The organism is Acinetobacter sp. YH12218 (assembly GCF_013417925.1).
In the GTDB taxonomy this organism is placed as follows: Bacteria; Pseudomonadota; Gammaproteobacteria; order Pseudomonadales; family Moraxellaceae; genus Acinetobacter; species Acinetobacter amyesii.
In genome coordinates this window covers 1-26485 of the sequence record NZ_VPDB01000008.1, presented here as the reverse complement: position 1 = coordinate 26485, position 26485 = coordinate 1, and the positions used below count along the sequence as shown (strand labels likewise).

The following is a 26485-nucleotide window of genomic DNA, read 5'->3' as shown; positions in this document are numbered from 1 at the left end:
AAGCCTCCTTTTTCATGCTTTTACTATTTATATAGCACCTAGCTTATGGCAAAGTAACCGCATTCTAAAATAATGATTTTGGTTGATTTTCAACATGACCCAAGTACAGCTTCAAGAACTGCAAAAACGTTTATGGAACATCGCAAATGACCTGCGTGGGAAGATGGGGGCAGATGAATTCCGTGACTATATTTTAGGGTTAATCTTCTATAAATACTTGTCTGAAAAAGTGTTAAACAGTGCCAATCAAGAGCTAAAAGACGAAGGTTTACAGTTTACTGATTTAGATGTCGAGAATGCAGAGCATCAAGAGTATTTAGAAGTACTTAAGCAAGAAAGCCTTGAGAACATGGGTTTCTTCTTAGAGCCAGCACAACTGTTCCATAGCCTTGCTGAGCGTGCACAAAATAACGAATTTATTTTAGATGAACTGATTCAAACGCTAAAAGCGATTGAACAAAGTACCCTTGATGCTGAGTCATCTGAAGACTTTGCCCATTTGTTTGAGGACATGGATCTTACTTCGACCAAGTTAGGCAACAATGCTACAGATCGTAATGAGCTGATCTCTAAGGTTTTAATACATTTAGATGCGATTGATTTTGATATTTCAAATACTGAAGCAGATGTGCTGGGTGATGCATATGAGTACTTGATTGGTGAATTTGCTTCAGGTGCAGGCAAAAAAGCAGGTGAATTCTATACACCTCAAACGGTTTCCACCTTGCTAGCACGTATTGTGACGCTTGGCAAAGATCGTTTGCGTAGCGTGTATGACCCGACTTGTGGTTCAGGTTCTTTGTTGCTTCGTGTAAAGCGTGAAGTCGGAAACAATGTCGATGCGATTTACGGTCAGGAAATGAACCGTACCACATACAACTTGGCGCGAATGAACATGATTCTGCATGATGTGCATTTTTCTAAGTTCGACATTAAGCAGGAAGACACTTTAAAGAAACCACAGCACATCGACATGAAGTTTGATGCGATTGTGGCAAACCCTCCGTTTTCTGCAAAATGGTCTGCTGACCCTTTATTCTTGAGCGATGAGCGTTTTAAGTCTTTTGGTAAGCTCGCACCAAGTTCTAAAGCAGATATGGCATTTGTACAGCACATGCTCTATCACCTAGATGATGAAGGCACGCTTGCGATTGTGTTACCTCATGGGGTGTTATTCCGGGGTTCAAGTGAAGGGCATATTCGTCAGCACCTCATTGAAAAGATGAATGTGGTGGATGCGATTATTGGTTTACCTGCCAATATTTTCTATGGCACAACCATCCCAACTTGTGTGTTGGTGCTGAAGAAGAACCGTGAGCATAAAGATAATATTTTGTTTATTGATGCGAGCAATGAGTTTGAGAAACAGAAGAATCAAAACAAATTATTGCCTGAACATTTAGACAATATCATTGGGGCGTATGAAAACCGTCAGGATATTGAAAAATATGCCAAAGTTGTGTCTTTAAAAGAAGTCAAAGACAACGATTACAACCTGAATATTCCTCGCTATGTGGATACCTTTGAAGCCGAAGCTGAGATTGATTTAGATGCCATTGCCAAACAGCTTCAAGCCTTAGAAATGAAAAGTCAAAAAACTGATGCAGTAATTGCAGAGTTTTGCAAAGAGTTAGGCATTGATTCACCGTTTGCGGAGGTGAAGTAATGGAAACGCCTAAGTTACGGTTTAAAGAGTTTGATGGGGACTGGGATACATCAAAAATAGATAAAATTGCTTCAGTTACTTCAGGTGGGACACCAAGTAGAGCCAATCCTGAATATTGGAATGGCGATATTCCTTGGGTAACAACTAGTTTAGTTGATTTTAATGTGATTCATTCAGCAGAAGAATTTATTACTAAAGAAGGTGTAAATAACTCATCAGCTAAATTGTTTCCTAAAGATACTATTTTGATGGCTATGTATGGACAGGGGATTACTCGTGGAAAGGTTGCTATTTTAGGTATCGAAGCAACCACAAACCAAGCTTGCTGTGCCATTAAATTAAAAGATGGTTATGATACACAATTTATTTTTCAGAACTTAATGAATCGTTATGATGAAATACGTGATTTGAGTAATGATGGTGGTCAAAAAAATCTAAGTGCTGGAATTATTAAAGATATTGAAATAAGTATTCCATCCAAAGGAGAACAAACCAAAATCGCTTCTTTTTTATCGGCAGTCGATGAAAAGATTACTCAACTCACTCAAAAGCATGAGCTACTGAGTCAATATAAACAAGGCATGATGCAAAAGCTGTTTAATCAGAGTATTCGTTTTAAAGCAGATGATGGAAGTGAGTTTGGTGAGTGGGAGGAAACAGAATTAGGAAAGCATTGTCAGATTAAGACGGGAAAACTTGATGCTAATGCAATGAAAGCTGATGGTAAATATCGTTTTTATACTTGTGCAAAAGAATTTTATTTTATAGACGAATATGCTTTTGATACTGAAGCATTATTGATCTCTGGTAATGGTGCGAATGTTGGTTACATTCATTATTATAAAGGTAAGTTTAATGCGTATCAAAGAACATATGTTCTGGATCAGTGGAAGCAAAAGATTAATTATATACAGTACTTTTTAGAACAGTTTTTAAAAGAGCGTATATATGGTGAGAAAAAGGAAGGGAACACTCCATATATCGTGCTATCGACTTTGAGTGAGATGCCATTATTGCTTCCATGTATTGCTGAACAAACCAAAATTGCTAATTTCTTATCAGCTATTGACCAAAAAATTGAAGGCGTAGCACAGCAAATTGAACACGCCAAACAGTGGAAAAAAGGCTTGTTACAGCAAATGTTTGTATAAAATAAAAGCAGTATTGAGCAATCTCAATACTGCTTTTTTATTGAGATTTCATCATGAACAACATAAAACAAAAAACTGAAACATTAAGTCATAACTTGCAAGAATGGCTCAAAAAACACTTTGGCAATAAAGATATTGCACAGTATAAAAATCTAGCTTTAAGTCTTATTTTCTATAAGTTTTTATCAGATCAATTTGAGCAGTTTGCAAATGAAAATTTAGACGGAGAGATTACTTACAGTGCCTTAGATGACCATCAGCATGCAGACCTGATGATTGCTCTCCGAGAAGAAGGACAAGACTCTTTAGGGTATTTTATTGCACCCATACACTTGATTGGTTCATTTGCTCAGGATTATAGCAATAATAATGAATACTACTTTTTAGAAGAGTTTGATAAAGCAATTCTCCATTTTCAACAAAACCTAACAGATCAGTCGAAAGAAGTCTTTGATGGGTTGTTAGCTGACATTGATACCACAAGTTCATTACTCGGTAGTTCAGCTAAAGTCAAAAATCAGACATTAGGTTCAATGCTGTTAGATTTGAATGCAATCAATCTCTACTCTAAAGATGAACCTAAAATTTTAGGGGGAGCTTTCTTTAGTTTAATTGAATTTATGGCAATGAGGTTGGGTAAGAAAAAAGGAGATTTCTATACGCCAGCTCATGTGTCAGCTTTGATGGCAAGTATTATTCGGACTGAAAAAAGCCGAGTTCGTACACTTTACGACCCCACATTTGGCTCTGGCTCATTACTGATTAAGACTGACCAAATGCTAGAATTTGTCGATCAAATCTACGGGCAAGACCTGATAGATGGTAATTTAAAAACAGCGCGTATGAACTTTCTAATCAATGGATATCATTATTCAAAATTGAAACTAGAAAGTGACGATACTCTAGAAAAGCCCAAATATACTGAATTAAAATTTGATGTGATCGTCTGTAATCCAAAATTTTCCCAAACTTGGAACAATAATAATGCCAAAAAGAGTGATCCACGATTTGCAAGCTATAGTAAGCTAGCACCAAAGACAAAAGCAGACTTTGCGTTTATACAACATATTGTGTATTCACTTGAGGATGATGGAATAGCAGTTGTACTCATTCCTCATGGTGTCCTATTTAGAGGGGATTCAGAGGGCGTGATCCGTAAATATTTGATTGAACGTCTAAATTGTATTGATGCAGTGATTGGGTTGGCGAAAGATCTTTCACCTGTCATTGATACAGAAGTTGCTATGTTGGTATTAAAGAAGAACAGAAAGCCAGAAGATAAAGTATTGTTTATTAATGCCAAAGAATTTTGTGTAAAGCAAAAGGCTTTTAATATTATATCACCACAGCAAATTGCTGAAATTACACAAATATATAGTACCAAAAAAGTAATACCCCAAATATCCGCTTATGTGGAACGGACAAAAATTGTTGAGCATAGCTATAACCTGAATATCCCACGCTACATTGATTTATTCGAACCTGAGCCTGAAATTGATATTGACGATGTGGCTCTAAAATTGGAAAAAATAGATGAAAATTTAGAAGAGATTGATTTGGATATAAGAAAATTTTGTGACGAGTTGGGTGTTCGTTATCCGTTTAAAATTTGATTGTTAAATAGAAAGAAAGGGGGAGAATAAATGAATGTTGAACTAGATTGGCATGAGCCTATAGGATTGGGAAGTTCAAGTACATTGAAAGAGAATGTAAAGAACTTTGACTTATCATTACTTCCTGAAATTTCAGGCGTATATATTTTTTATAGAGAATATGGGGGCTATCAAGAAGCACTTTACGTTGGAAAGTCTGAGAATATTCGCACACGTATGAAGGCTCACTTTAACAGTATTAAGTTGATTGATGGACTTGTTGAAACACCTAAAGGTCAAAAAAAGCTTATATTTGCGGAAGTGAAAACGCGTTCGGATTTGGCGAAAGCTTTAGCCCAAGCAGAAAAAGGATTGATTAATCAGTTAGATGATGAAAAACATCCTTTACTTAATCGTAAATTAATGAAAGATCAGTATGACTTTATTATTTCCAAAGGGAATGGTTTAAATATTATTGATGAAGAAATAGCTGTATTTTCAAACAAGGCTTAACTTATTTATCATTGCATGACCATCGTCATGCAGTGATATTTTTATCTTACTTTTTTAGATGTAACCAGCCAGGGTGAATCACAACATCCTTAATATCGCTGCTATGGATTGAACGATAATTAGATTGTAGACCTTCATCCATTGGAATATGGAAGCGAGCAAAAGCACCTTGATTAATCACATAGTCAAACATTTCATGTTCATCTAATTCCAATACTCTTTTTGTTGGATCTTTATGAGTAAGGGAATTATGTGAACTTTCACGTCCTACACGAAAACTAATTTGTCTTGTTTTTCTATTTTTTTGTTGATATGGAAATAACTTTTCTCCTGACTCTGTCAGTAAATAAAAAGAATCACTATATATTTCATTAAAAATAGCCATAAACCTTCCGTTGTATATGAAATGCACTTAATAAGTGCTATTTTAACATTTTAAAATGATTTAAATCATTGTTTTATAAATATCGAATAAGAGACTGAAGAGTGAGTACACAAGCAGAACTTGAGCTAGAAAATAACTTCATTCAACAACTTGAAGGACTAGGCTATCAAAGGGTGTATCTACGCACCGAAAAGGCATTGCTTGATAACTTAAAACTACAAATTCAAAAACTTAATCAACTCTCAAATCCATTTTCAGAACAAGAATGGAAACAGGTTTGGCATTACCTTACTAAAGAAAATACCGTATTTAGAAAGGCACAGTTATTACGTGATCGTTTTCCATTAAAATTTGATGATGGCACAGTCAAACATTTGTATTTTCTTGGTGAAAATGCATTAGACAATACTTTTCAAGTTTCTAATCAAATCGTATCTGACCATTCTACTTTGAATGGTAAGACCAGTCGTTTTGATGTGACTTTATTGGTGAATGGCTTTCCTCTGATACAAGTGGAACTAAAACGACGTGGCGTAGAAATTCAGCAAGCCTTTAAGCAAACGATTGAATACGCAAAAACAGCTTATAAAGCAGGTGATGGCTTATTTGGTTATATCCAGTTCTTTGTAATCAGCAACGGCGTGAACTGTTTGTATTATGCCAATGGTACAAAGAGTATTGAGTTCGCTTTCCCTTGGGCAGATGAAAACAATAAAAACATTAATGACCTTACAGAATTTACGAATGCATTTTTAAATCCTGCACATGCCTTCAAGATGCTGTCTCAGTACATTGTCTTGCATCACTCAGATGAATTTTTGATGATTCTGCGCCCATACCAAATCTATGCGATTGAGCGTATGGTTCAGCATGTACAGACCTCAAAGGAAAATGCCTATATCTGGCATACAACGGGTTCAGGTAAAACATTAACTTCGTTTAAGGCAAGTCAATTGCTAATCAAAAATCCTGAAATTCGTCGTGTCATTTTTGTGGTTGACCGTAAGGATCTAGACGAACAAACCTATACAGAATTCAATGCCTATCGAGAAGGCTCTGTAGACAGCACCAACAACACAGCGAATCTGATCCAACAGTTACGCTCTTTAGATAATCGTCTTGTTCTCACCACCATCCAAAAGCTGAATAATGCGATCACTAAAGATCGACACCAAAAAGAGATGGCGGATCTACAAGATGAAAAAGTCATTTTTATCTTTGATGAATGTCACCGTAGCCAATTTGGTGAAACCCATCAGAACATTAAACGCTTCTTTAAAAATGCACAGATGTTTGGTTTTACAGGCACACCGATCTTTTCCACCAACAGCCTAAAGAAATCGGGTGAGACCTTTACCACGGAGTATCTATTCCCTGTAAGACTGCATGAATACCTGATTGTAGATGCCATCACAGACAAAAACGTATTGCCATTCCAAATTGATTATTGGGGTAAATACAGCAATACAGATGCAAGTGAGCCAAATGAGCAAGTTGAAGCTATTGATACCAAAGAGCTTTACGACCATCCAGAACGCTTGGAAAAAATTGTTCGTCATATCTTAAGCATCCATGATAAGAAGACTAAGAACCGAGAGTTCTGTGCCATGTTCTGTGTCAGTTCAGTCGAGAACTTGATTCAGTATTATGAGCTATTTGAAAAAGTGCAGGCAGAAATGGCGGAAGAGGCAAAACGTAATGGAAGCTATTTTCAGCCTATCTCCGTAAGAACGATATTTTCTTACGCGACAGAAGAGCAAGATCAGCAAGCAAGTATAGAAGAAACAGAAGCAGGTATGATTGCTGAAGAGCCTGTAGATGCACCAAACAGTGTAGACGAGTCACGTAAAGCCAAATTGGATCGTTATATTGCACAGTACAATGCAACCTATGGTTCAAGCTACAACACGACAGAAAGTTTCTATGAGTATTATCAGAACCTTGGCAAGCGAGTGAAGTTCTATAACATCAAGTATGAAAAAGATGAGCAGATTGACTTACTGCTTGTGGTGAATATGTTCCTGACAGGGTTTGATTCAAAACCACTCAATACCATCTATGTCGATAAAAACTTAAAATATCATGGTTTGATTCAGGCATTCTCACGTACCAACCGTGTATACAAGCCATCTAAGCCATTCGGTAACGTGGTGTGTTATCGCAATTTAAAACAAGCGACAGATAAAGCACTGGCATTATTCTCAAATAAAAATACCGTTGATGTTGTCACTGTACCTGAAATGAATGTTTTCTTAGGACAGTACGAAACAGCAGTAGCGCAGTTAAAAACCTTGACGCCAAACTGTCAGAATGTAGATGACTTAAAGCTTGAAGTTGAACAATTAAAATTCGTGGAGACGTTTAGAGAAGTCTTGCGCCTCAGTAACTTACTCAATATGTTTACCGAGTTCGACAAAAATAAGGCGCCAATCAGTCCGCAAGATTTGGAAGACTATAAAGGGAAATATAAAGACCTCTATAACCGCATCAAACAGCCATCTGATGGCAAGGAAAAAGTCTCTGTCTTAGATGATATCGACTTCCAGCTTGAATTGGTGCATAACGACCGTGTGAATCAAGATTACATCATGGCACTGCTTGGACTGATTGCAGGGGCATCAACTCAGGCGCAGAAAGATCAACGTAGAAAAGAGTTGATGGATATGTTGAGCAATGATGCCAAGATGTATAACAAAAAAGACCTGATCGAAAAATTCATCAATGAGCAATTGCCAAAGATGATCACAGGTCAAACAGTGAAGCAGGCATTTTCAGCATTTTGGGATGCAGAGCGAGCTCAAGCCTATGAGGGTTTCTGCCGTGATGAGCAATTGAAAAAGCCTGAGTTTGATAAAGTGGCAGATAACTTTAATTTTACCGAGCGTCTTCCATTGCCTCACGAAATTAAAGAACTCCCGATTCAAAAACCGCCGTTGCTTAAGCGTAATCGTTATTTCGCAGAGTTACATGCCAAGACTTCAGAATTGTTAAGCCGATATAGTTTGAAATTGTAATGGGTACTAAAAAACGAGTGACATTGTTACAGGGTGATATCACGACTTACCCTGTGGACGCAATTGTGAATTCTGCAAATAAGTCATTGTTAGGTGGTGGTGGTCTAGATTATATCATCCATAAAAAAGCAGGCTTGCAAATGAAGCAAGCCTGTATAGAGCTGAATAAGCTCAAGGGTGGATGTCCTACAGGGCAGGCAGAAGTCACCATCGCAGGCGATTTGCCAGCGCAATACCTTATCCATGCCGTTGGACCAAGATGGTTGGATGGTAAGCATAATGAAGCAGAATTGCTATGTAGTGCATACTCAAATGCCTTGATCAAAGCGAATGAAGTACGTGCTAAAAAAGTTTCATTCCCTTCCATCTCTACAGGTGTTTATGCTTTTCCAAAGCAATTGGCAGGAGAAATAGCGATAGGTACAGTATTATCTACCTTGCCAGATTATTCATGGATAGATGAAGTGGTTTTTGTCATCAAGGATGCTGAAAATTATCAGATTTATCAGACTATCTTGAGCAATCTACATGATGAAAATTTAGAAATTAAGATTGAAAAAATATGACCACCGCAACACTCACTCCGAGAGTGATCTCGTTAAAAGAACTGTACAAACAGCATTTAAGTATTCCTGATTATCAACGTCCTTATAAGTGGACAGAGAAGCATGTCAGAACACTGTTTGATGACCTAGATTATTTTGTTGCAGGAATTACAACAAAGAACCGTGATGATGATCGTTACAAGTATCGTCTAGGGACAATTGTTCTGCATAAGGAATCTGATGAAGCAAAAAAAAATATTGTAGATGGTCAGCAACGTACACTCACTTTTTATTTAATTTGGCATGCTTTGCAGGCGAGAAAGGCTCAACTTAACAAGTTGGGGTTGCCTGAGTTCAGTTTAGGGATTCCTGCTTGTCGCATCACCCAAGAAAACTTACGTCGAAATTACGAAGTTGTTGAAAAGCTGATTGATAAGCCTCGCTCAAAGCCCTTAGATGAATATTTTAATATTCTGCTGAGTAAATGTGAGTTCGTGGTTGTTGAACTCAGCAAACTTTCTGAAGCATTCCAGTTCTTTGATTCACAGAACTCCAGAGGATTAGATCTTCATCCACATGATTTGTTGAAGGCATACCACCTGAGAGAATTTGATCCATCAGAATCTGAGTTGAAAACCAAAGCCGTTCAGCAATGGGAGCAGAGGGATGAAAAGGAAGTTCATCGAATATTTTCTCATTTCCTCTATCCCATCAGACAATGGACGAAAGGGGAAAAGGCATTCCACTTTGGTAAAGAGCAGGTGGAGGGCTTTAAAGGTTTGTCACTGTATCAGGAAGATCAGTTTCCACTGAGCCAGTCATATCGTATCTTGCACAGTATGGTTGATGAGTACAACAATGATCGCTTCCGCAAGGTAGATAACATACATTTGGCTTATCCATTTCAAATCACTCAAACCATGATCAATGGACGACGTTTTTTTGAGTGGTTTAGCCATTATGAAAGTAAAGCTTTGGCATTGCTTAATTCTAATTCACGAGATCATGATGATTGGGTCGAGCCATTATTAACAACAACAATGTCGCAAAAAATTTGGCAAGTCATTAATGGTACCTTGACTGAAAATCCTAAAGATTATGATTATTCTGGCAGAACAAGGACAGGTGATGGCTATGTACGAAAAGTGCTCAATGCTTTTTTGTTGGCTTACTATGATCGCTTTGGTGAAGCGGAGTTTTCGAGTGCTTTGGAGATAGGATTTATTTGGGCATACAGCTTACGCCTTAAGCAATCCAGTATTTATGAGTCTAGTATTGAGAACCATGTGATAGGTCAGAATCTCTTTAAGCGTTTGGGCGAATCACTAAGACCCAAAGAATTCTTTAATTTTTCCTTGAATATCTATATCAAAGCTAGCCAAACAAGCAAAGCCAAAGGTATTGAAAAATTGTTCAAAGAAATGAAATACATGGCGGAGCAAGCATAATGTCTATAGCGCAATCAAAGCCATATACTATCTTGGAATTATTAACTGAGAAGGAAGTAAATTATCAAATTCCTGTATATCAAAGAAATTATGCTTGGGGAAGACCACAGATTCGAGCATTGATACAGGATGTTTATGACTATTATTTAAAGTCACAGACCACTCGTGAAAACTATTATATCGGTAGTTTGGTGGTCGCAAAGAAAGAGCACTACTTTGAAGTGTTAGATGGACAACAACGCTTTACAACCTTAAATCTTATGGCTTTATTTTTAAAGTCTAAACTTAAAAATCCAAAATTAGATCAATTCAATACCATACGCTTAAAATTTGAAAGCCGTGAAAAGTCAGAAATTCTTCTAAATGCATTATGGAAGTTTGTGAGTAATCAATCTCAATCTATCGAACAAGAAATAGATCGATTAAACGCACAACATGGGGATCACGCTATTCTCAGAGGTTATCGCATTATTCAGGAAGAATGCCTCAAGATTGTCCAAGAAGATAAGCTTGCAGAGTTTGCAGGCTATCTATTGGATCAGGTTGTAATTTTACGCACGATCATTCCAGAGCTTGCTGATGTGACACATTATTTTGATGCACTGAATAACCGTGGGGAGCAGTTAGAAGCGCATGAAGTGATTAAGGCACATTTTCTAAGTTTATTAAGTACGAATGAAGATGATCGTCATGTGGTTCATCAAGTCTGGTCAGCATGTCAGGATATGTACAAATATGTTGCCTATGGTTTTAACCCAACTGATAGAAAGCAAATATTTGGTGATTCATATCATGAATGGTGTGTCAAAGACTATGAATACCTTAAGTCATGCCTATCTCTCGAAACGCAATCGAAAGATGTAAGTACAGAAGGTAATAGCTCTTATGGGGATGAGCTGACTTTAGAAGGAATTCTAAAGCTTAATCCTGTTCCTATGAGTCAGAATCCCAATGAAGAATCGAGTGAGCGTTTTGCAAGCATCATTGATTATCCAAACTTCCTGATGCAAGTTTTGAAAATTTATGTCAAAACGCAGTTGAAAGATGGCGATGCTAGCAAGATTGCACTCGATGATAAGACTTTATTAGAAAGCTTTAAACACACAATTGTAGATGCAAGTCATGCCAAAGCCTTTATTTACCTCCTTTTAAAAACACGATATTTATTCGATCTGTATGTCATCAAACGTGAGAATAGTCCTCAGCACAAAGGTTGGTCACTCAAGAAACCTAAATACTATAGTTCTGGTAATGTGAGCTATGTGAATACCTTTTCACAATCTGAAACGGAGGGCGAAAGTGAATTCGCATTAGAAGGTGGTCAAAGAAACCTCGTGATGCTTCTATCTGCATTTCATGTTTCCTACCCGACACATGCACGTAAGAACTGGTTGTTGAGCGTTTTATATTGGCTCATAAATCATAGTGACAAAAGTATTGATTTCGATGCTTATTTTACATTTGTGGAAAATTTTGCACGTACTTTGATCACAAATCGGTACTTAAGTACAAAGCAAGACTATGAAAGTTTTATGTATGGCGACGAAGCTGATCGTAACAATGTGGTCACTGCAGAAGATATAGAAACGCATTTTACTTATGGAAAGCTTCCTTACTTCTGTTTTAACTATTTAGATTACCTTTTGTTAAAGAAGGAAAAAGGGAGTCATACTAAGTTTTACTTTAGTTATAAGGACTCAATTGAGCATTTTTATCCGCAGGATCCTAAGGTAGGCGATGCATTTACTGATAAATCGGTGTTACATAGTTTTGGTAATTTAGGCTTAGTGAATCAAAGTGAAAACTCTTCACTTACTAATGATATGCCGATTCAAAAAGCGAATTGGCTAAGGAAGCATACGAAAGTACCAATCAGTTTGAAGTTAGAGTTGATGATGCAGATTGTTGAGAAGAACGAATCTGAGTGGAATGAAGCGAGTATAGAAAAACATCAGCATGATATGATAGAGTTACTGATAGAAGATTTAAACGGAAAAGCATGCTCTTAGAGGCATGCTTTTTTATTATGTATACCTTTTAGTGTACTAAATCTCAAGTGGTTATAAAAAATATAATAAAATCAATAATAAGATACTAATGCATCATCGGGGTCAGGGTTGAAAGGTCAACTTTGGAATTATCAGCTTGCATGAAACGAAATACCTTAAAATAAAAATTTGTGCGCTGCTAAACGAAAAACACTGTTTTGATGAAAATTGGATTTAGAAAAAGTCCTTATATTTATATTGTCTCTTCATTCAAAACCACAGGTGTACGTTAACAAATCGTGTTGCTGATTCTAGCAAAAAAAGTGACAGGAAAATGCCAGAAAAGGTTTGTCTGCATGTAAAAAAAGCAGTCAAAATATTATTTATAAACGCTAAAAAGTCTGTGTGTAAATTCAACAATGGATAAATTCACAAAGCGATAGACTGACTCAAACATCTAGCTGCGCTTCACCCTCAGCTAATCGATATTGGTTGCGACCGCTGCCTTTTGCAAGGTAAAGCGCTTGATCGGCAGCCAATATAAATTTTTGAATTTTATCAGGTTTAGATGGAATGATCGTTTCCGTACCGATGCTAATCTTCACAAATTTAGACATATGGCTGGCTGGATGTGGAAGTTCGAGTGATTAAATTCTGCGTAATAAATCGGCTGCCAAAGGTTCAATTTTCAGCTTCAGTTAACACCCTAAAGAAGAGTAAAAAACCTTCGCTGCCATAGTGTGCAGCTAACTCACCATTTCGATTGGTGATTTGAGACAAAACCTCAGTAATTTGTGTGAGGCAGATGTCACCCGCCTGATGACCTAAATGATCATTTTAATTTTAAAAAAATCGATATCGATCACCATGATGCTTAAAGGCTGTTGATGGCGTAGGGCATAATGCCATAGCTGTTCTAAAGCTCCTTATAACGGACGACGGTTTGCTAGCCCAGTCAGTGGGTCATGTTCTACCAACCCGCAACCATGGCAATATAAAAACGCATACCAACAAAGGCATAGATGATGACCACGGTATACATCATGGCAGCATGTAATAGCGCATCATTGTGATAATTACCAATCATGGTAATGATGATAAATGTGATCGCAACAGCGCACATCGAGCCTAAACAAGTATAAGCATCAAAATAACGGTTCAAACGCGGAACAAAAGATAAAACCCATGCACTCAGAATGATAATCCCCACCCAAATGTACAGAGAAATCCATAAAACTGCGTCATGACCCGCAGGAATCACTTGATAAATCCCCGAACATAACAGGGCATACAGGAAAAAAATAATGATCCCGCGAAAACGAAATTCTTTCGCCGCTTCATCACGGTAGAGCGGCTGATAAATGGATTCTAAATTTGGCGTAAAATAAACTTTATTTAATCGAGTTTTGATTAAACCCTCAATTTCATCCCGATGAAGTAACTTTGAGCCTTTTAATTTCATAATTCGATATGCTCATAAAAAATTTAGGATATGTGCACAACTTTTTTGTCTATATTTAACCCGTATTTATCTCTAATATAAGATTTGTATAAAATTTAACAAGTGATTTTGAGTTTTAAAATGATTAAAAAATAAAGGCTTATATAATAATTATGTGAATATTGGCATATTCAAGTAAATGCAGAAATGAAAAAAACCGATCCTGAGATCGGTTTTAAAATATGTAGATCAAATTAAATGCTGTATTGGATTATGGTTTATAGAGGCCAAGTTCAATCAAATGCAAACGTAATATACGGCGTAGTTCGAGTACAGCTTCTGGGGTTTCTTGAATTGAATGACCACCTTTAATGATCTTTTCTGAAACAGCACCCTCTAAATGCGCACTGGTGTATGGCACGACATCATCTGAGATTACATTTTTATCTTGGCTGTTGGTGTTATTTCCCATAATTGAGTGAAACTTCAAACCTATACGTGGCTGAATATCTTCAGTGAGCGCAATAAATTTGGATTGGTGGCTTAAGTCACTTGGTCCATTTTGGATTAAGCCGTGGTCGATTTCACGGAATAAATCTTTCAGGTCTTCTTCCTGAGTTAACACATCACCCATGGCTGATAAGAAAGCGCCCGGAAGTTTAATGATTTTTCGAGCAGCTTTGGTAAACCAACGATCTGCGTATTCAGTACCACGATGCGGTGCAGCCAAGAAAATCGCACGGCTGAAATTTGGAATATCGTCAATTACCATACGCTGCTTCACGACTGGAATATTGCGGTACTGATTTAATTGACGTGAGTTCATCATTTTCAAAGCAGATTGTGTGGTATCGGCTTGGCTAACCAGTAGTCGTGCAATAATTCCGCCCATACTATGACCAACTAAAACCGCATCTTTTTTAGCTGCAGCATTGGCGTCGACTTTATTAAAAGTTTGAGTCAATATGGAATAAATTTGGAAGCGGCTTTCAATAATCGGCATGTTGGTTGAATAGAACACTTGCCACACTTGATAATGCTCACGTAGCACAGAATCGCCCATAATATCGTTAGTCAGACGAATCCATGCTTCAGGGCTACTAGCAAGACCATGTACCAAAACGATGACTTTTTTGTCAGGATTATATGGTTCAAGCATGTATAAATGTGGCATCGTGAGTTTTTCATCACGGTCAATCAGGGATAAATATGCTGCCTTGCCCAAGTTGTTTTGTGCTAACCAAAGACCATAAGGTGCAGAAAAATTGGCTGCAAGGGCATAGTTTTTATTGGCAATATTGACCTGTTCATATTTGTACGGGTCGTAAGCCTTAATTTGAAACTCATGCTGATTTAAAATTTGATCAACTGAAGTTGTGGTGCTTACAGGTTCCGCTGTTAAGGTTGCAGCTAAATAGCGCGCTTGATGGATATTAGGGTTTGAACCAGACGGATATTTAAAATCTATTGGGTTGATAATGTATTTGGCTTTGCCTGTTTCAACTGTATGTTCTTCGGGTAAAACCACAAGGAATTCGGAACCAAAACCATCTCGGCGGGTAATTGAACGTAAACCTGAGAAGTTGAGGTTATAGGTTGACATCAATTGTTCAATTTTACGATTTTTGAGTTCTGGGTAATGGCTGAAGTCAATATGATAGGTGGTTTGTCCGACTTTGATCTGTTGGGTGACTTCTTGCTGTTTATAACGTAGTGCATAGCTGCTAACCAGTTTAGCAATCCCTTGATTATAGAAATCTCGGATTTGAACTTGGCGGTTATCAAAAATACGGTCAGCAGGCGCACGTTTGGTTTTAAACATATAGGCGTAGCTATAGCGAATACTTTTATCCAGTAGCGTCAGCTGTTGATCTAAACATTTGTTATAAGTGTCTTGTTCAATTTTTTGTTTTTCTTCTGATTTGTGGCTACTGAGAAGACCTAATTTACAGGCAGAAGAAGACTCATATTCAATGGCTTTTGCTAAATATAATTCACTTGCCGTAGACAGTAACTGTTCGTCTTGAATTTGTGGGATTTGTTGTAGTTCATCAACACAGGCTTTCGGGTCTTCTATACACGCTTTGGCTTCACGACCTGTCATCGACAAGACATTTAAACTGGCTTCGCTGAGTTTGTTTCGAGAAATAATACTTTCACGTTCATTGGCAATAGAAACGTTGAGTTTTTGGTTTTTGACACTGACGACCTGACATCCACTCAGTACGCTGGTACTCATGATTCCAAGGAGCAGTATTGTTTTAGTATTTAGCTGCATAAAGGGGTCGCACATTGGGTTGAATATTTTCAAATCATACGATAATTGTCAGGATTTTCAATTCGCCTTAAATGAAAAAAGACCGTTAAAACGGTCTTTTTTCAAAAGAATTTTCTAAATCGTTACAATTAAGATGTAGCTTTAGGTGGATTTAGAACTTGCCAAACATTCCAACGGCCTTGCTTTTCAATTTCTTGAATTAAACGATCAGCAACTTCTGCTTCTTGTGGATATTTAACTTTATAGTTCTTTAAAACCTGAATGGCGTTCTTTTTTTGTTCCATTGCAATGTAGTTATTTGCTGCAGAAAGATACGCTTCTTGAACACCGGCTTTCATTGCTTTGTCTAAGTATGGAATCGCTTCACGTTGACCACCACCTTCAGATAAACCAAAACCGAACCAGAAGTTTGCTTCTGCATCATTTTGGTTGATTTTTAAAATACGTTGTGCGTAAGTTAATGATTTAGTTGTGTACACAGAACCTAAGTCGAGGTTACGTGCCATCACACTGGCTTTAAATGCACGAACTAAAATATCAAAAGAAGCATTGTCTTTAGACGCAAGCGTATCTAATTTTTGCGTCACTTCTTTAAGTTTAAGCTCAAACCCTTTGCGTTCTTGGCGTTGAACAAAACGTGGTGGATAGTGACGTGCTTTACCTTCAACAAGCTGTAAGAAATCATCAATTTCAGTAATGTCGATTTCATTGTCACCTGCTAAAGCAGCAAATTTCATCGAACGTTCTTTGCTGTCAACAGTGGGGATAATCAGGCGGTTTTCTTCAAGAGTTAATTGCTTAGATGGGTCGGTTGGGCTAGTTACCACCATCTTAGTCACAGGCTGTGCTGCAGCTTTTTGTAAATTTAATTCAAAAGGAGGTGGTGCATCGTAGTTAAATGGGTTGAGTGCGTAGAAAGGTGGAGTCAGTTCAGGCTCTACAAAAATCATGGCATCTTTAGGAGCATTATTTTTAGTTGGGGCGCTTCCACAAGCGGCAAGGGTTAAAGCAATACAAGCAACTGCCAAGGGCTTAAGCGTCATATGATTCATCCATTAATTTATTTTATACAAAAAAGCATGTTGGTCAGTCTAAAAAAACTCTGAACAACATGCAAGTTAAAGGCAACTTATTATGATTGCTTTTGGTTAAGCTTTAGATTGATTACTTTGAGCTTCGCATTCGCGGCGCACATCTTCAATGATTTTAAGTTCTTCCTGACTAAAAGGTTGTTCATTAAGCTGTTGCTTTTTGAACGTTGGGTCAAGGAGAGACAAACGCTGACACAAATTATTCATACGTTTTTCATTGTGCTGAATACGATCTAACAACACACGCATACCTTCTAACATTGGGTCAGTTTGGTCTTGTGTTGCAGCATACGGTTGGAAACCAATACTTTCTGCATAATCGCGACGACGGCTTTCAGCTTCATCTTTTGGCTTATCTTTCGTGATAAAGCGTGCTGGATTACCTACAGCGGTAGTATCCGCAGGAACTTCTTTGGTCACCACGGCATTTGAGCCGACTTTGGCATTTTTACCTACCGTAAATGGGCCTAAGATCTTTGCACCAGCGCCAACCACTACGCCATCTTCCAAGGTGGGGTGACGTTTGCCTTTATTCCAAGTTGTGCCCCCTAAGGTCACACCATGGTAAAGGGTGACATCATCACCAATTTCAGCTGTTTCACCAATCACCACACCCATACCGTGGTCAATGAAGAAACGACGACCGATTTTCGCACCCGGATGAATCTCAATGCCTGTGGCAAAGCGGCTAAAAGAAGACAATAAGCGAGCTGAGCCTTTACACTCTTTTTTCCAAAGTTCATGTGCCATACGATGCATGATCAAGGCATGAATTCCTGGATAAGTCGTTAAGACTTCGAGCGTATTTCGTGCAGCAGGATCGCGCGCGAATACAGCCTGTATATCTTCTTTGAGCTGCTTAAGCATTAGATTGATCCTCATTGTCTGTAGATTTTTTCCATGTTCCGTTATTTAAAGCCTGTACTCGGCTAAAGATGCCACGTAATAAGTGGTATTCCATACGATCTAATTGTATACGTCCAAATAGGCGACGCAAGCGTAAAGGTAATAATCTTGGATTTTTTGGATCCATAAATTCAATCTCTGCCAGCATTTTTTCAATATGCGGGTAGAACTGTTCCATCATTTCATGGGTCACCAAAGGTTCATCCCATTCCATATCGATGTCATCGGTAACATGCATGTTGGCATCAGGATTTGCAGTTAACTCAGTATGTGCAAGGGCAGCCATACGCATTTCATAGCAAATTACCTGAATCGCTTGGGCAACGTTCAAGACGCCATATTCAGTATTCACTGGAATAGTGACATGGTAGTTGGCCATTGCCAATTCTTCATTGGTCAAACCACGGTCTTCACGGCCAAACACCACGGCAATTTCTTGTTGTTGTTCACAGACCGCTTTGAGAGACATTTCAGCAGCAGGGCGAGCGTCAAGTAATGGCCATGGGATGGTACGACTACGCGCACTAGTACCAAAGACAATATGACAATCTTTAATGGCTTCTTCTAATGATTCAACGATTTCAATTTGATCAATTAAATCGACAGCACCGGCAGCCAAAGCATTAATGTCCGGATGCGGGTAAGTCTTCGGTGCAACTAAGACCAACTTTGAAAGTCCCATGGTTTTCATGGCACGTAATGCACTACCAATATTTGCGGGTAATGTTGTATTCACCATGACAATACGCACATGGGAGAGATGTGCTGAAACCGCAGCATTGTCAGTTTGATTCATGATATTTCCAATATGTTTATTTAAAAAAGCAGTTCAAACAGCGTTTAAACTTTAAGAAAATTGATTGGCTTCTGCTTGATATAAATCCATGGCATCATCCATGCTCATCCCATCTGGCGGTGGCGGAACCTGCGCAGGAATAGAGGCTTGTTCATAACTTACCGCTTTGGCAGCTTTGGATTTGACATGATATTCGACATGCAAAGATTCTTTGCCGAAGTAGTCACGCAGCTTAGACAGTAATTCATCTAGTGGGGCAACTTTCCAGTTTAAGCCCAAATGAATGTCGGCCGTCGCATATGGATAGTCAATATATAACTGCACAGGGATATGCGTACACATATCGACATTGCAAAAAGGCAGTAAAATATTTTGGATATCGCGTGATAGCGTTTTACTAAAATGTTCAGGTGTTAATTTAATTTGAATGGCATTGGCACGTTTTTGACGGATTTCATTCAAACTGAAGGCTTTAGTTAAGCGACCCATTGGCCGATCAAAACCTTCACGTTCGTAAATTTCACCTTCAATGACCACCACTTTTTCGTTTTGAATCACATCTTTGAAGCGGTTAAAACGTTCGTGATTCGCAGACACTTCTATACGTGCAGTACCATCATCGAGCGTCACCATCATGCGGTTCGGGAAGTTGGCAATATCGACGACGAGGCCTGCAAATACTGTAGTGACACCACGTCGTGTAGGCGTAAGCTCATTAATGCGCTGTGAAATAAAGGCTTTTAGCTCCGATCGATACACATCGATCGGATGACCTGTTAGATAAAGCCCAAGAGTATCTTTTTCACCTTTAAGCCGAACTTCATCTGACCACGGTTTAACAGGTTTAGAAGGTTTACGCTGAACTTCTTCAACTTCACCAAATAAATCCATCATCCCTGTTTCGCGGTTTGTACGGGCTTGGTCAGCCGCTTGTACAGCTTCTGGCAATTGCGCCATCAAGTCAGCGCGTTCTAATCCTAAACAATCCAATGCGCCACCACGAATCAATGCTTCAAGCGTGCGCTTATTGATTTTTTTTAGGTCAATACGATGGCAGAAGTCAAACAGATCTTTATATGGGCCATCTTGGATACGTGAGTCAATCACAGACTGCATGGCAGCTTCACCGACACCCTTGATCGCACCTAAACCATAGACGATGGTTTTTGGATCGCTGGCATGGAAATTATATAAAGACATATTGACCGAAGGTGGCAAGACTTCAAGACCATTAATACGACAGTCATCGATCAAGAACACCACGTTATCGGTATTCTGCATTTCCGAGGTCATCACTGCTGACATAAATTCAGCAGGGAAATGTGCTTTTAACCAAGCGGTTTGATATGCAACAAGGGCGTAGGCTGCGGCATGGGATTTGTTAAAACCATAGCCTGCGAATTTTTCCATATAATCGAAGATATGGTTGGCCGTATCTGCATCAATACCTTTGGTTGCAGCACCTTCAGTAAAGATCTGACGGTGCTTAATCATTTCTTCGACTTTCTTTTTACCCATGGCACGACGAAGTAAATCCGCGCCACCCAAGCTATAGCCAGCACAGAACTGCGCTGCCTGCATTACCTGTTCCTGATACACCATAATGCCGTATGTCGGTTCAAGGACACTTTCTAGTAATGGATGTAAGTATTCAAACTCGCCACCATGCATACGGTAAATAAAGTCTGGAATCAGGTCCATCGGGCCTGGACGGTATAAAGACACGAAAGCAATAATTTCTTCGAACTTACTTGGACGTGCCTCTTTCAGCATTTTTTTCATGCCGACGGATTCAAACTGGAAGACTGCTGTGGTGTTTGCATCTGCGAACACAGCATAGGCAGGTTTGTCATCCAAAGGAATTAAGGAAATATCGACAGGTGTAGTGATATCTGGACGGGCATTAATGTGCTTAATGGCATCTTCGATTACCGTTAAGTTACGTAAGCCCAAGAAGTCGAATTTAACTAGACCTGCAGCTTCCACATCGTCTTTATCGAATTGGGCTACACGGTTAGTTCCATCTGCATCACATAGGACAGCCGAATAGTCAGTTAACTTAGTTGGTGCAATAACCACACCACCGGCATGTTTACCTGTATTACGGGTAATGCCTTCAAGTTTGAGTGCCATTTCCCAAATTTCGGCTGCATCGTCGTTATCAGGATTTGATGGGTTGGTGACAATATCTTTGAGCTGTGGTTCGGCCTCAATCGATTCTTCCAAACTTAAACCTAAAGGCTTGGTTGGAATCATTTTAGAAATACGGTCAGCCAAACCATAAGATTTACCCAAGACACGGGCTACGTCACGAATTGCACCTTTTGCCGCCATGGTACCGAAAGTTGCAATCTGAGAGACCGCATCTCGACCATAAGTGCGTGCAACATAGTCAATAACACGGTCACGACCTGCAATACAGAAATCGACGTCAAAGTCGGGCATTGATACACGTTCAGGGTTTAAGAAACGTTCGAACAGTAGGTCATAACGTAGTGGGTCTAGGTCGGTAATTTTTAAACTATAGGCAACCAAGGAACCTGCACCCGAACCACGGCCTGGACCAACAGGCACGCCATTACCTTTAGACCATTGAATAAAGTCCATGACAATTAGGAAATAACCTGGGAATTGCATAGTCAGGATGATCCCGACTTCATAAGCCAAACGTTCATCATAAGGCTTACGAATTTCTGGCCAGTCGTCACCACGTTGTTCGACAGGGTACAAATGCGCTAAACGTTCTTCTAAACCTTCTTTTGATAAATGTTCAAAATAGGTGTCAATTGTATGACCTTCAGGAATTGGATAATCGGGAAGGTCATGGAAGCCTAAACGTAGTGACACATTACAGCGTCGTGCAATGTGATAGGTATTTTCTATAGCCGTTGGAATGTCTGCAAACAGCTCCGTCATTTCCTCGGCAGTTTTAAAATACTGTTCAGGGCTATAATTTTTAGGGCGACGATTGTCACCAAGGACATAACCATCGGCAATACAAACGCGTGCTTCATGTGCCTCGAAATCTTCTTTACGTATAAAATGCACATCGTTATGAGCAACCACACCAATGTTAAATTTCTTCGCAAGTTTTACTGCTTCGTGAATAAAGTCTTCTTCACCCGAGCGCTCAGTCCGTGTAATCGCTAGATAAACACGATTGCCAAATTTTTCGACCCATTCAGCTAACAGAGGTTCAGCTTTTTGCGGGTTGGAAGAGCAAAGCATTTTGCCGACATCACTTTGCATACCCAGTAAAACAATCAGGTCTTGGTGTTGATTTAAAATCCAATCTTTTTTTACGCAAGGAATATCAAGCTGTTGACCTGAAATATAACCTTCAGAAACCAACTCTGTTAGACTGCGCCAACCTTTATTGGTCATCGCTAGAAGAGTAGCTTTGTGCTCAGCATCATTCAAACGAAGGGTCGAACCAAAAATCGGTTTAATGCCTTTATCTAAGCACTTTTTATAGAATTTTACAGCAGCATGTAGATTTGAAAGGTCAGTAATGGCCAGAGCGGGCATTTCATCTGCAGCTGCAGCTTTTACAAGATCAGGTATACGTACAATAGATTCAGTAATGGAAAATTCTGTAAAAATACCAAGATGTACAAAGTGCATAGATGAGTCCCTGCGAAAACAGCTGCTGATTTTAGCATGCTCTGAGTTCAAACTTGCGTTTATTGCATGGCTTTATACAGATTTATAAATTCACTGTTTAATCAATAAACGCTGTATGATAATCACCATTTAGCAAGCAATACCTTGATTAACTAAAAAGCTATCAATTTGCTATTTTTAAAGTTGAAGAGTAGATTGCCAATATAGGGTAAATCATAGTTATGCGGCTCTTTCAGCACGCATTTTGCATGAGTCGGTGAGAGTAAAATCACATAAGCAATTTCATTGGGATTGGCTAATTTTGCACTTTTGGTAAAGTCTTTTACAAATTGTTGATAGTCATATTGGCTTATCAGATGTTTTGACCCAATTTGAATTTTATCGCGTATTTGAGTGGATTTATCCCATTCCATCCAAACATCCCCTTTGGTTTGTCCAAGTTGGGCGAAGCTGCTTTTATTTTTATAGAATGAATCATTTTTAACTTGAGGATTGTCCTCTGCATAAATTTCAAATTTTAGAAATTTACCTTTTGATGTGACATGAAATTCAGTATTGCCGGTACATTCTGAATATTCATATTTAAGCTTTACTGGATTTTTGCTGATTAATGCATTTGCTTTTGATGCAGGCAAGGGTAAGGCTAAGTCAACATCATTTACCTTAATACTAGTGACATAGTCATAATCAGCAATGGATGCAGATGCTGCTGAAGTGATCAATATCTCAGTTGTGAAAAAAGTTAAGCGGAAAATTTGTGCTGGCAGTGTAGTTTCCATGGGGAATATAAAATCCTGTTCTTTTGATGTTTTGTCGTAATTCAAGTTTTTGGAAACGTAATGTTGAGGGGCGAATTTTAAATTCTATTGTGTTGCTAATTTGCCGTCAAAGTAATTTAGGGTCAAAGAAATCTTGGTTTTAGTTCTGCATTAAAAACTAAATTTTAAACACTAAAAAGCCCTCCGAGGAGAGCTTAAATATATGAATTATGCAGGCTTAGCGCAGTTTCGATAACCAGTCCCCCAGACTTTGAACAATTTGTACCAAAATCAACAATACAATGACGGTCATGATGACCACGCTACTATCAAAACGTTGATAACCATAAGAAATGGCAAGATCACCGATACCGCCTGCACCTACTGCACCCGCCATGGCTGTTGCACCAATTAAGCTAATGGTTGCAGTCGTTAAGTTTAAAATTAAAGAGCTACGAGACTCTGGTAGGACAAATTTAGTAATGATTTGCAGCGGAGATGCACCCATCGCTTGAGCAGACTCAATGATGCCGTCATTCACTTCAAGCAACGAAGTTTCAATCAGACGACCAATGTAAGGACCAACATAGATTGTGAGAGGAACAATTGCAGCCCAAGTACCAATTGAAGTACCCACAATGACTTTGGTCAAAGGGATGACTGCAATCAGGAGGATAATAAATGGCAATGAACGCAGCGCATTCACTATCGGGTTCAAACCATGGTAGATGACACGGTTAGGCAAAATGCCTTGTGGACGTGAGACATATAAGATCACGGCCTGGATAAAACCCCAAATACAGCCGAAGAGCATGGCAAAGAACACCATGTGAAAAGTTTCTTGTAGGGCAGTGACGAACTGATCCATAGACAAAGAACTTTTCCAAAAGGGTGCTGTAATTTGAGTCAGCCATTGAACAATTAAATCTCTCATTGCTGAACTCCTGCTTGAGTGACTTCAACACCATGTTGTTCTAAGAACGCCACCGCTTGTTGAATCAATGCTGTATCACCTAATAGCTGAACGAACATTTGTCCAATCACCGCACCATTAATTTCAGTCATATTGGCAAACAAAATATTCAGGCTAATATCAAACTGTTTAATTACCGCCTGAATCACAGTTTCTTGTGCCGAACTGCCGAGGAATTTTAAACAATAAATACTGTTATGATTTTGATTTTCTAAATTATTTAAAATATTAACAGGGAGCTGTTGCTGTAATACAGTTTGAATAAAGTTTTTCGTTGTATTGTGTTTTGGCTGACTAAAAATCTCTAAAGTTGAGCCATGTTCGATGACTTTCCCTTGTTCCATTACCGCAACATAATCACAAACGGATTCAATCACATCCATTTCATGGGTGACCATGACAATGGTAATGCCTTGTTCTTGATTGATTTTCTTTAATAACGCCAATACCGATTTGGTGGTTTGCGGATCGAGAGCAGATGTTGCTTCATCACACAGTAAAATTTTAGGATGATTGGCAAGCGCACGGGCAATCCCGACACGTTGTTTTTGACCACCAGAGAGCTCATCTGGATAGGCATTTTTCTTATGTTTTAGGTCAATAAATTCGAGCAACTCTTCTAAACGTTTTTGGCGTTCAGCTTTAGCTACACCTAAAAGTTTAAGCGGCATTTCAATATTTTCTGCAACTGTTTTGGTTTGCAGTAAATTGAAGTGCTGGAAGATCATGCCAATATTGGTTCTTTCTTGACGAAGCTCTGCCGAATTTAAAGCAGTAAAGTCTTTATCATGAATAATAATTTGCCCTTCACTAGGACGTTCTAGCAAATTAATTAAACGGATTAAGGTACTTTTGCCTGCACCACTGTAGCCAATTAGACCGAAAATACAGCCATCTGGAATGTCCAGATTAATCTGATCCAGTGCTGTAACGGTTTGGCCTTTTAGCTCAAAATGCTTGGAGATATTTTTAAATTGGATCATAGCGTCAAAAAAGGGTTCAAAAATGAAAAAACAGGCAAAGTAAACTTTGCCTGTTTATTTGAAGAAATTATATTACTATTTTGCTTCAGTGAGGTAGCTAGTGGGTTTGTTTACATCAATTTTAGTACCACCAAAATGTTCATCGATGTAAGCTTTAACTGCTGGAGTGTGATAAAGCGCGCCTACTTTTTGTAGTACTGGGTCATTTTGACGGTCAGCAGCAACAGCAAGAATGTTCACGTTCATTTTTGTACTTTGATCGATTGGCTCATAGTAAACCGCATCTTTTAGTACGTTTAAACCACCTTCCATTGCAAGGGTATTACCCAAAACAATCGCATCAACTTCGTCTTTCACACGAACTGCCGTCGCCATTTGAATTGGCTTGATTACGATTTTCTTCGCATTTTCAGTGACGTCAGCAGGTGTGCCTTTTACATCGTCAAAATCAGCTTTAAGTTTGATTAAGCCAGCAGATTGAAGCAGTAATAATGCACGTGATTCGTTTGCACCATCATTTGGAATCGCAATGGTTGCACCTGTTTTAAACTCTTCAAGTTTTTTAACTTTGCTTGAATAGATACCCATGGGTTCTAAATAAGTTGTCGAAAGCGGTGCAATTTTATCTTTATTGTTGTCGTTAAACGCAACCATATAGGCATATGATTGGAATGCGTTAACATCAATTTCTTTATTCGCTACAGCAGTGTTCATAGACACATAGTCAGTGAAGTTTTTCACTTCAAGTTTAATGCCAGCTTCTTTGGTTTCAGGAAGCGAAGCAATGTAGCGCCAAATATCAGCATCCGAACCAGTCGAAGCCATAGTGACGGTTTGCACTTCTGCAGTGTCTTTTTGTTGTGCTGCGTCAGTTGCAGGAGCTTCTTGTTTACCACAGCCTGAAAGGCCAACAGATAAACCGAGAACTAATCCTAGGAGCTTTTTCATATATTCACCCGAGTAAATTTATAAAATTAATAAATTCACAAATCATATTATGGAGAGATTTACTTAAGTCTTTTATCAGACAGGCTGATAGATGCTTAATAATTTAAAATGCTACACAGACTTATACAATTAGATCTGAGTCTATTTCCAAATGGGAAAAGATAGCCATTGCAAGCTGCTGTAAACAAAAGATTTAATAAAGCAAATCTCTATATTTCGCTAGGCATCATATCAATTTTTTATTATTCAATATAGTGATTAGGACTTACGCATTGACTGATTCAAAAAAGTATTAAAATACTTTATAAAGTATCTGTGATCAGACGAATTAAACATGCTTCTACAGCAACTTGTACATTACCCATTTATATGGGCTTTCTCATGA

At 38.5% G+C, this 26485-nt stretch carries 20 protein-coding genes and 2 pseudogenes; 9 read left to right on the top strand and 13 right to left on the bottom strand.

Annotated elements, in window-relative coordinates; genetic code table 11:
* Positions 1 to 94: 94 nt before the first annotated feature.
* The 5 genes and pseudogenes from FTV03_RS03750 to FTV03_RS03735 all read left to right on the top strand — a co-directional run bounded on the left by FTV03_RS03750 (position 95) and on the right by FTV03_RS03735 (position 4922).
* Entirely contained in the window at positions 95 to 1666 is a 1572-nt protein-coding gene (locus tag FTV03_RS03750) for a type I restriction-modification system subunit M (protein ID WP_180040015.1), read from the top strand.
* Positions 1666 to 2157, top strand: a pseudogene (locus FTV03_RS18145) (restriction endonuclease subunit S); the annotation flags it as partial. The gene FTV03_RS03750 and the pseudogene FTV03_RS18145, both read left to right, overlap by 1 nt.
* Positions 2146 to 2817: pseudogene (locus FTV03_RS18140) on the top strand (restriction endonuclease subunit S); the annotation flags it as partial. The pseudogenes FTV03_RS18145 and FTV03_RS18140, both read left to right, overlap by 12 nt.
* Positions 2818 to 2870: 53 nt before the next feature.
* The gene (locus tag FTV03_RS03740; protein WP_180040011.1) at positions 2871 to 4430 is read left to right on the top strand and encodes a type I restriction-modification system subunit M; all 1560 of its coding nucleotides are present in this window, start codon (positions 2871 to 2873) and stop codon (positions 4428 to 4430) included.
* Positions 4431 to 4460: 30 nt separating this feature from the next.
* On the top strand, positions 4461 to 4922 hold the full coding sequence (locus FTV03_RS03735; RefSeq protein WP_180040009.1) for a GIY-YIG nuclease family protein: 462 nt from the start codon (positions 4461 to 4463) through the stop codon (positions 4920 to 4922).
* Between the two features lie 46 nt (positions 4923 to 4968).
* Here the strand turns inward: FTV03_RS03735 and FTV03_RS03730 are convergent, their stop codons facing one another.
* Positions 4969 to 5307 (bottom strand): hypothetical protein, encoded by a 339-nt coding sequence (locus FTV03_RS03730; RefSeq protein WP_180039986.1) that lies wholly within the window; start codon positions 5305 to 5307, stop codon positions 4969 to 4971.
* A gap of 101 nt (positions 5308 to 5408) precedes the next feature.
* Between FTV03_RS03730 and FTV03_RS03725 the strand changes: the two genes are divergently transcribed.
* From FTV03_RS03725 to FTV03_RS03710, 4 genes are read left to right on the top strand one after another with little or no spacing between them, the layout of a single operon-like run.
* Positions 5409 to 8321: a type I restriction endonuclease subunit R gene (locus FTV03_RS03725; RefSeq protein ID WP_180040007.1), complete on the top strand. Its 2913-nt coding sequence runs from the start codon at positions 5409 to 5411 to the stop codon at positions 8319 to 8321.
* Positions 8321 to 8887: a macro domain-containing protein gene (locus tag FTV03_RS03720; protein ID WP_180040005.1), complete on the top strand. Its 567-nt coding sequence runs from the start codon at positions 8321 to 8323 to the stop codon at positions 8885 to 8887. The genes FTV03_RS03725 and FTV03_RS03720 overlap by 1 nt, the downstream gene beginning before the upstream one ends.
* A complete protein-coding gene (locus FTV03_RS03715; RefSeq protein WP_180040003.1) occupies positions 8884 to 10314 on the top strand; it encodes a DUF262 domain-containing protein in 1431 nt (476 codons plus the stop codon). Before FTV03_RS03720 ends, FTV03_RS03715 begins: the two co-directional genes overlap by 4 nt.
* Complete coding sequence (locus tag FTV03_RS03710; RefSeq protein WP_180040001.1) at positions 10314 to 12323, top strand: DUF262 domain-containing protein; 2010 nt, start codon at positions 10314 to 10316, stop codon at positions 12321 to 12323. The genes FTV03_RS03715 and FTV03_RS03710 overlap by 1 nt, the downstream gene beginning before the upstream one ends.
* Before the next feature lie 428 nt (positions 12324 to 12751).
* Here the strand turns inward: FTV03_RS03710 and FTV03_RS18135 are convergent, their stop codons facing one another.
* The 12 genes from FTV03_RS18135 to FTV03_RS03660 all read right to left on the bottom strand — a co-directional run bounded on the left by FTV03_RS18135 (position 12752) and on the right by FTV03_RS03660 (position 26100).
* The gene (locus FTV03_RS18135) at positions 12752 to 12919 is read right to left on the bottom strand and encodes a diguanylate cyclase domain-containing protein (RefSeq protein ID WP_257231038.1); all 168 of its coding nucleotides are present in this window, start codon (positions 12917 to 12919) and stop codon (positions 12752 to 12754) included.
* Between the two features lie 64 nt (positions 12920 to 12983).
* Positions 12984 to 13082 (bottom strand): hypothetical protein, encoded by a 99-nt coding sequence (locus FTV03_RS18130; protein ID WP_257231037.1) that lies wholly within the window; start codon positions 13080 to 13082, stop codon positions 12984 to 12986.
* A gap of 190 nt (positions 13083 to 13272) precedes the next feature.
* Positions 13273 to 13764, bottom strand: coding sequence for a hypothetical protein (locus FTV03_RS18125; protein ID WP_373685112.1), 492 nt, complete (start codon positions 13762 to 13764; stop codon positions 13273 to 13275).
* A 250-nt stretch (positions 13765 to 14014) separates the two neighbouring features.
* On the bottom strand, positions 14015 to 15982 hold the full coding sequence (locus FTV03_RS03700) for an esterase/lipase family protein (protein WP_373687942.1): 1968 nt from the start codon (positions 15980 to 15982) through the stop codon (positions 14015 to 14017).
* A 167-nt stretch (positions 15983 to 16149) separates the two neighbouring features.
* Positions 16150 to 17064, bottom strand: a complete 915-nt coding sequence (locus FTV03_RS03695; protein WP_180039997.1) for an ABUW_2363 family tetratricopeptide repeat lipoprotein — start codon at positions 17062 to 17064, stop codon at positions 16150 to 16152.
* Between the two features lie 105 nt (positions 17065 to 17169).
* Positions 17170 to 17979, bottom strand: a complete 810-nt coding sequence (cysE, locus tag FTV03_RS03690; RefSeq protein WP_180003858.1) for a serine O-acetyltransferase — start codon at positions 17977 to 17979, stop codon at positions 17170 to 17172.
* The gene (locus tag FTV03_RS03685; protein ID WP_180039995.1) at positions 17972 to 18814 is read right to left on the bottom strand and encodes an RNA methyltransferase; all 843 of its coding nucleotides are present in this window, start codon (positions 18812 to 18814) and stop codon (positions 17972 to 17974) included. The genes cysE and FTV03_RS03685 overlap by 8 nt, the downstream gene beginning before the upstream one ends.
* 51 nt (positions 18815 to 18865) lie before the next feature.
* Entirely contained in the window at positions 18866 to 22438 is a 3573-nt protein-coding gene (dnaE, locus tag FTV03_RS03680) for a DNA polymerase III subunit alpha (RefSeq protein ID WP_180039993.1), read from the bottom strand.
* 152 nt (positions 22439 to 22590) lie between these two features.
* Entirely contained in the window at positions 22591 to 23262 is a 672-nt protein-coding gene (locus FTV03_RS03675; RefSeq protein ID WP_257220665.1) for a hypothetical protein, read from the bottom strand.
* A 172-nt stretch (positions 23263 to 23434) separates the two neighbouring features.
* Complete coding sequence (locus FTV03_RS03670; protein WP_078188742.1) at positions 23435 to 24130, bottom strand: methionine ABC transporter permease; 696 nt, start codon at positions 24128 to 24130, stop codon at positions 23435 to 23437.
* Positions 24127 to 25152: a methionine ABC transporter ATP-binding protein gene (locus FTV03_RS03665; protein WP_180039990.1), complete on the bottom strand. Its 1026-nt coding sequence runs from the start codon at positions 25150 to 25152 to the stop codon at positions 24127 to 24129. The genes FTV03_RS03670 and FTV03_RS03665 overlap by 4 nt, the downstream gene beginning before the upstream one ends.
* A 75-nt stretch (positions 25153 to 25227) precedes the next feature.
* The gene (locus tag FTV03_RS03660) at positions 25228 to 26100 is read right to left on the bottom strand and encodes a MetQ/NlpA family ABC transporter substrate-binding protein (RefSeq protein ID WP_168377622.1); all 873 of its coding nucleotides are present in this window, start codon (positions 26098 to 26100) and stop codon (positions 25228 to 25230) included.
* Positions 26101 to 26485 lie beyond the last annotated feature (385 nt).

Excerpts from the sequence above, each read along its gene's own strand:
- FTV03_RS03695 (WP_180039997.1), bottom strand. The coding sequence starts at position 17,064 with ATGACGCTTAAGCCCTTGGCAGTTGCTTGTATTGCTTTAACCCTTGCC.
- FTV03_RS03665 (WP_180039990.1), bottom strand. The coding sequence starts at position 25,152 with ATGATCCAATTTAAAAATATCTCCAAGCATTTTGAGCTAAAAGGCCAA.
- FTV03_RS18135 (WP_257231038.1), bottom strand. The coding sequence starts at position 12,919 with ATGTCTAAATTTGTGAAGATTAGCATCGGTACGGAAACGATCATTCCA.
- dnaE (WP_180039993.1), bottom strand. The coding sequence starts at position 22,438 with ATGCACTTTGTACATCTTGGTATTTTTACAGAATTTTCCATTACTGAA.
- FTV03_RS03715 (WP_180040003.1), top strand. The coding sequence starts at position 8,884 with ATGACCACCGCAACACTCACTCCGAGAGTGATCTCGTTAAAAGAACTG.
- FTV03_RS03670 (WP_078188742.1), bottom strand. The coding sequence starts at position 24,130 with ATGAGAGATTTAATTGTTCAATGGCTGACTCAAATTACAGCACCCTTT.
- FTV03_RS03720 (WP_180040005.1), top strand. The coding sequence starts at position 8,321 with ATGGGTACTAAAAAACGAGTGACATTGTTACAGGGTGATATCACGACT.
- FTV03_RS03730 (WP_180039986.1), bottom strand. The coding sequence starts at position 5,307 with ATGGCTATTTTTAATGAAATATATAGTGATTCTTTTTATTTACTGACA.
- FTV03_RS03685 (WP_180039995.1), bottom strand. The coding sequence starts at position 18,814 with ATGAATCAAACTGACAATGCTGCGGTTTCAGCACATCTCTCCCATGTG.
- cysE (WP_180003858.1), bottom strand. The coding sequence starts at position 17,979 with ATGCTTAAGCAGCTCAAAGAAGATATACAGGCTGTATTCGCGCGCGAT.
- FTV03_RS03660 (WP_168377622.1), bottom strand. The coding sequence starts at position 26,100 with ATGAAAAAGCTCCTAGGATTAGTTCTCGGTTTATCTGTTGGCCTTTCA.
- FTV03_RS03700 (WP_373687942.1), bottom strand. The coding sequence starts at position 15,982 with ATGAGTACCAGCGTACTGAGTGGATGTCAGGTCGTCAGTGTCAAAAAC.
- FTV03_RS18125 (WP_373685112.1), bottom strand. The coding sequence starts at position 13,764 with ATGAAATTAAAAGGCTCAAAGTTACTTCATCGGGATGAAATTGAGGGT.
- FTV03_RS03735 (WP_180040009.1), top strand. The coding sequence starts at position 4,461 with ATGAATGTTGAACTAGATTGGCATGAGCCTATAGGATTGGGAAGTTCA.
- FTV03_RS03710 (WP_180040001.1), top strand. The coding sequence starts at position 10,314 with ATGTCTATAGCGCAATCAAAGCCATATACTATCTTGGAATTATTAACT.
- FTV03_RS03740 (WP_180040011.1), top strand. The coding sequence starts at position 2,871 with ATGAACAACATAAAACAAAAAACTGAAACATTAAGTCATAACTTGCAA.
- FTV03_RS03750 (WP_180040015.1), top strand. The coding sequence starts at position 95 with ATGACCCAAGTACAGCTTCAAGAACTGCAAAAACGTTTATGGAACATC.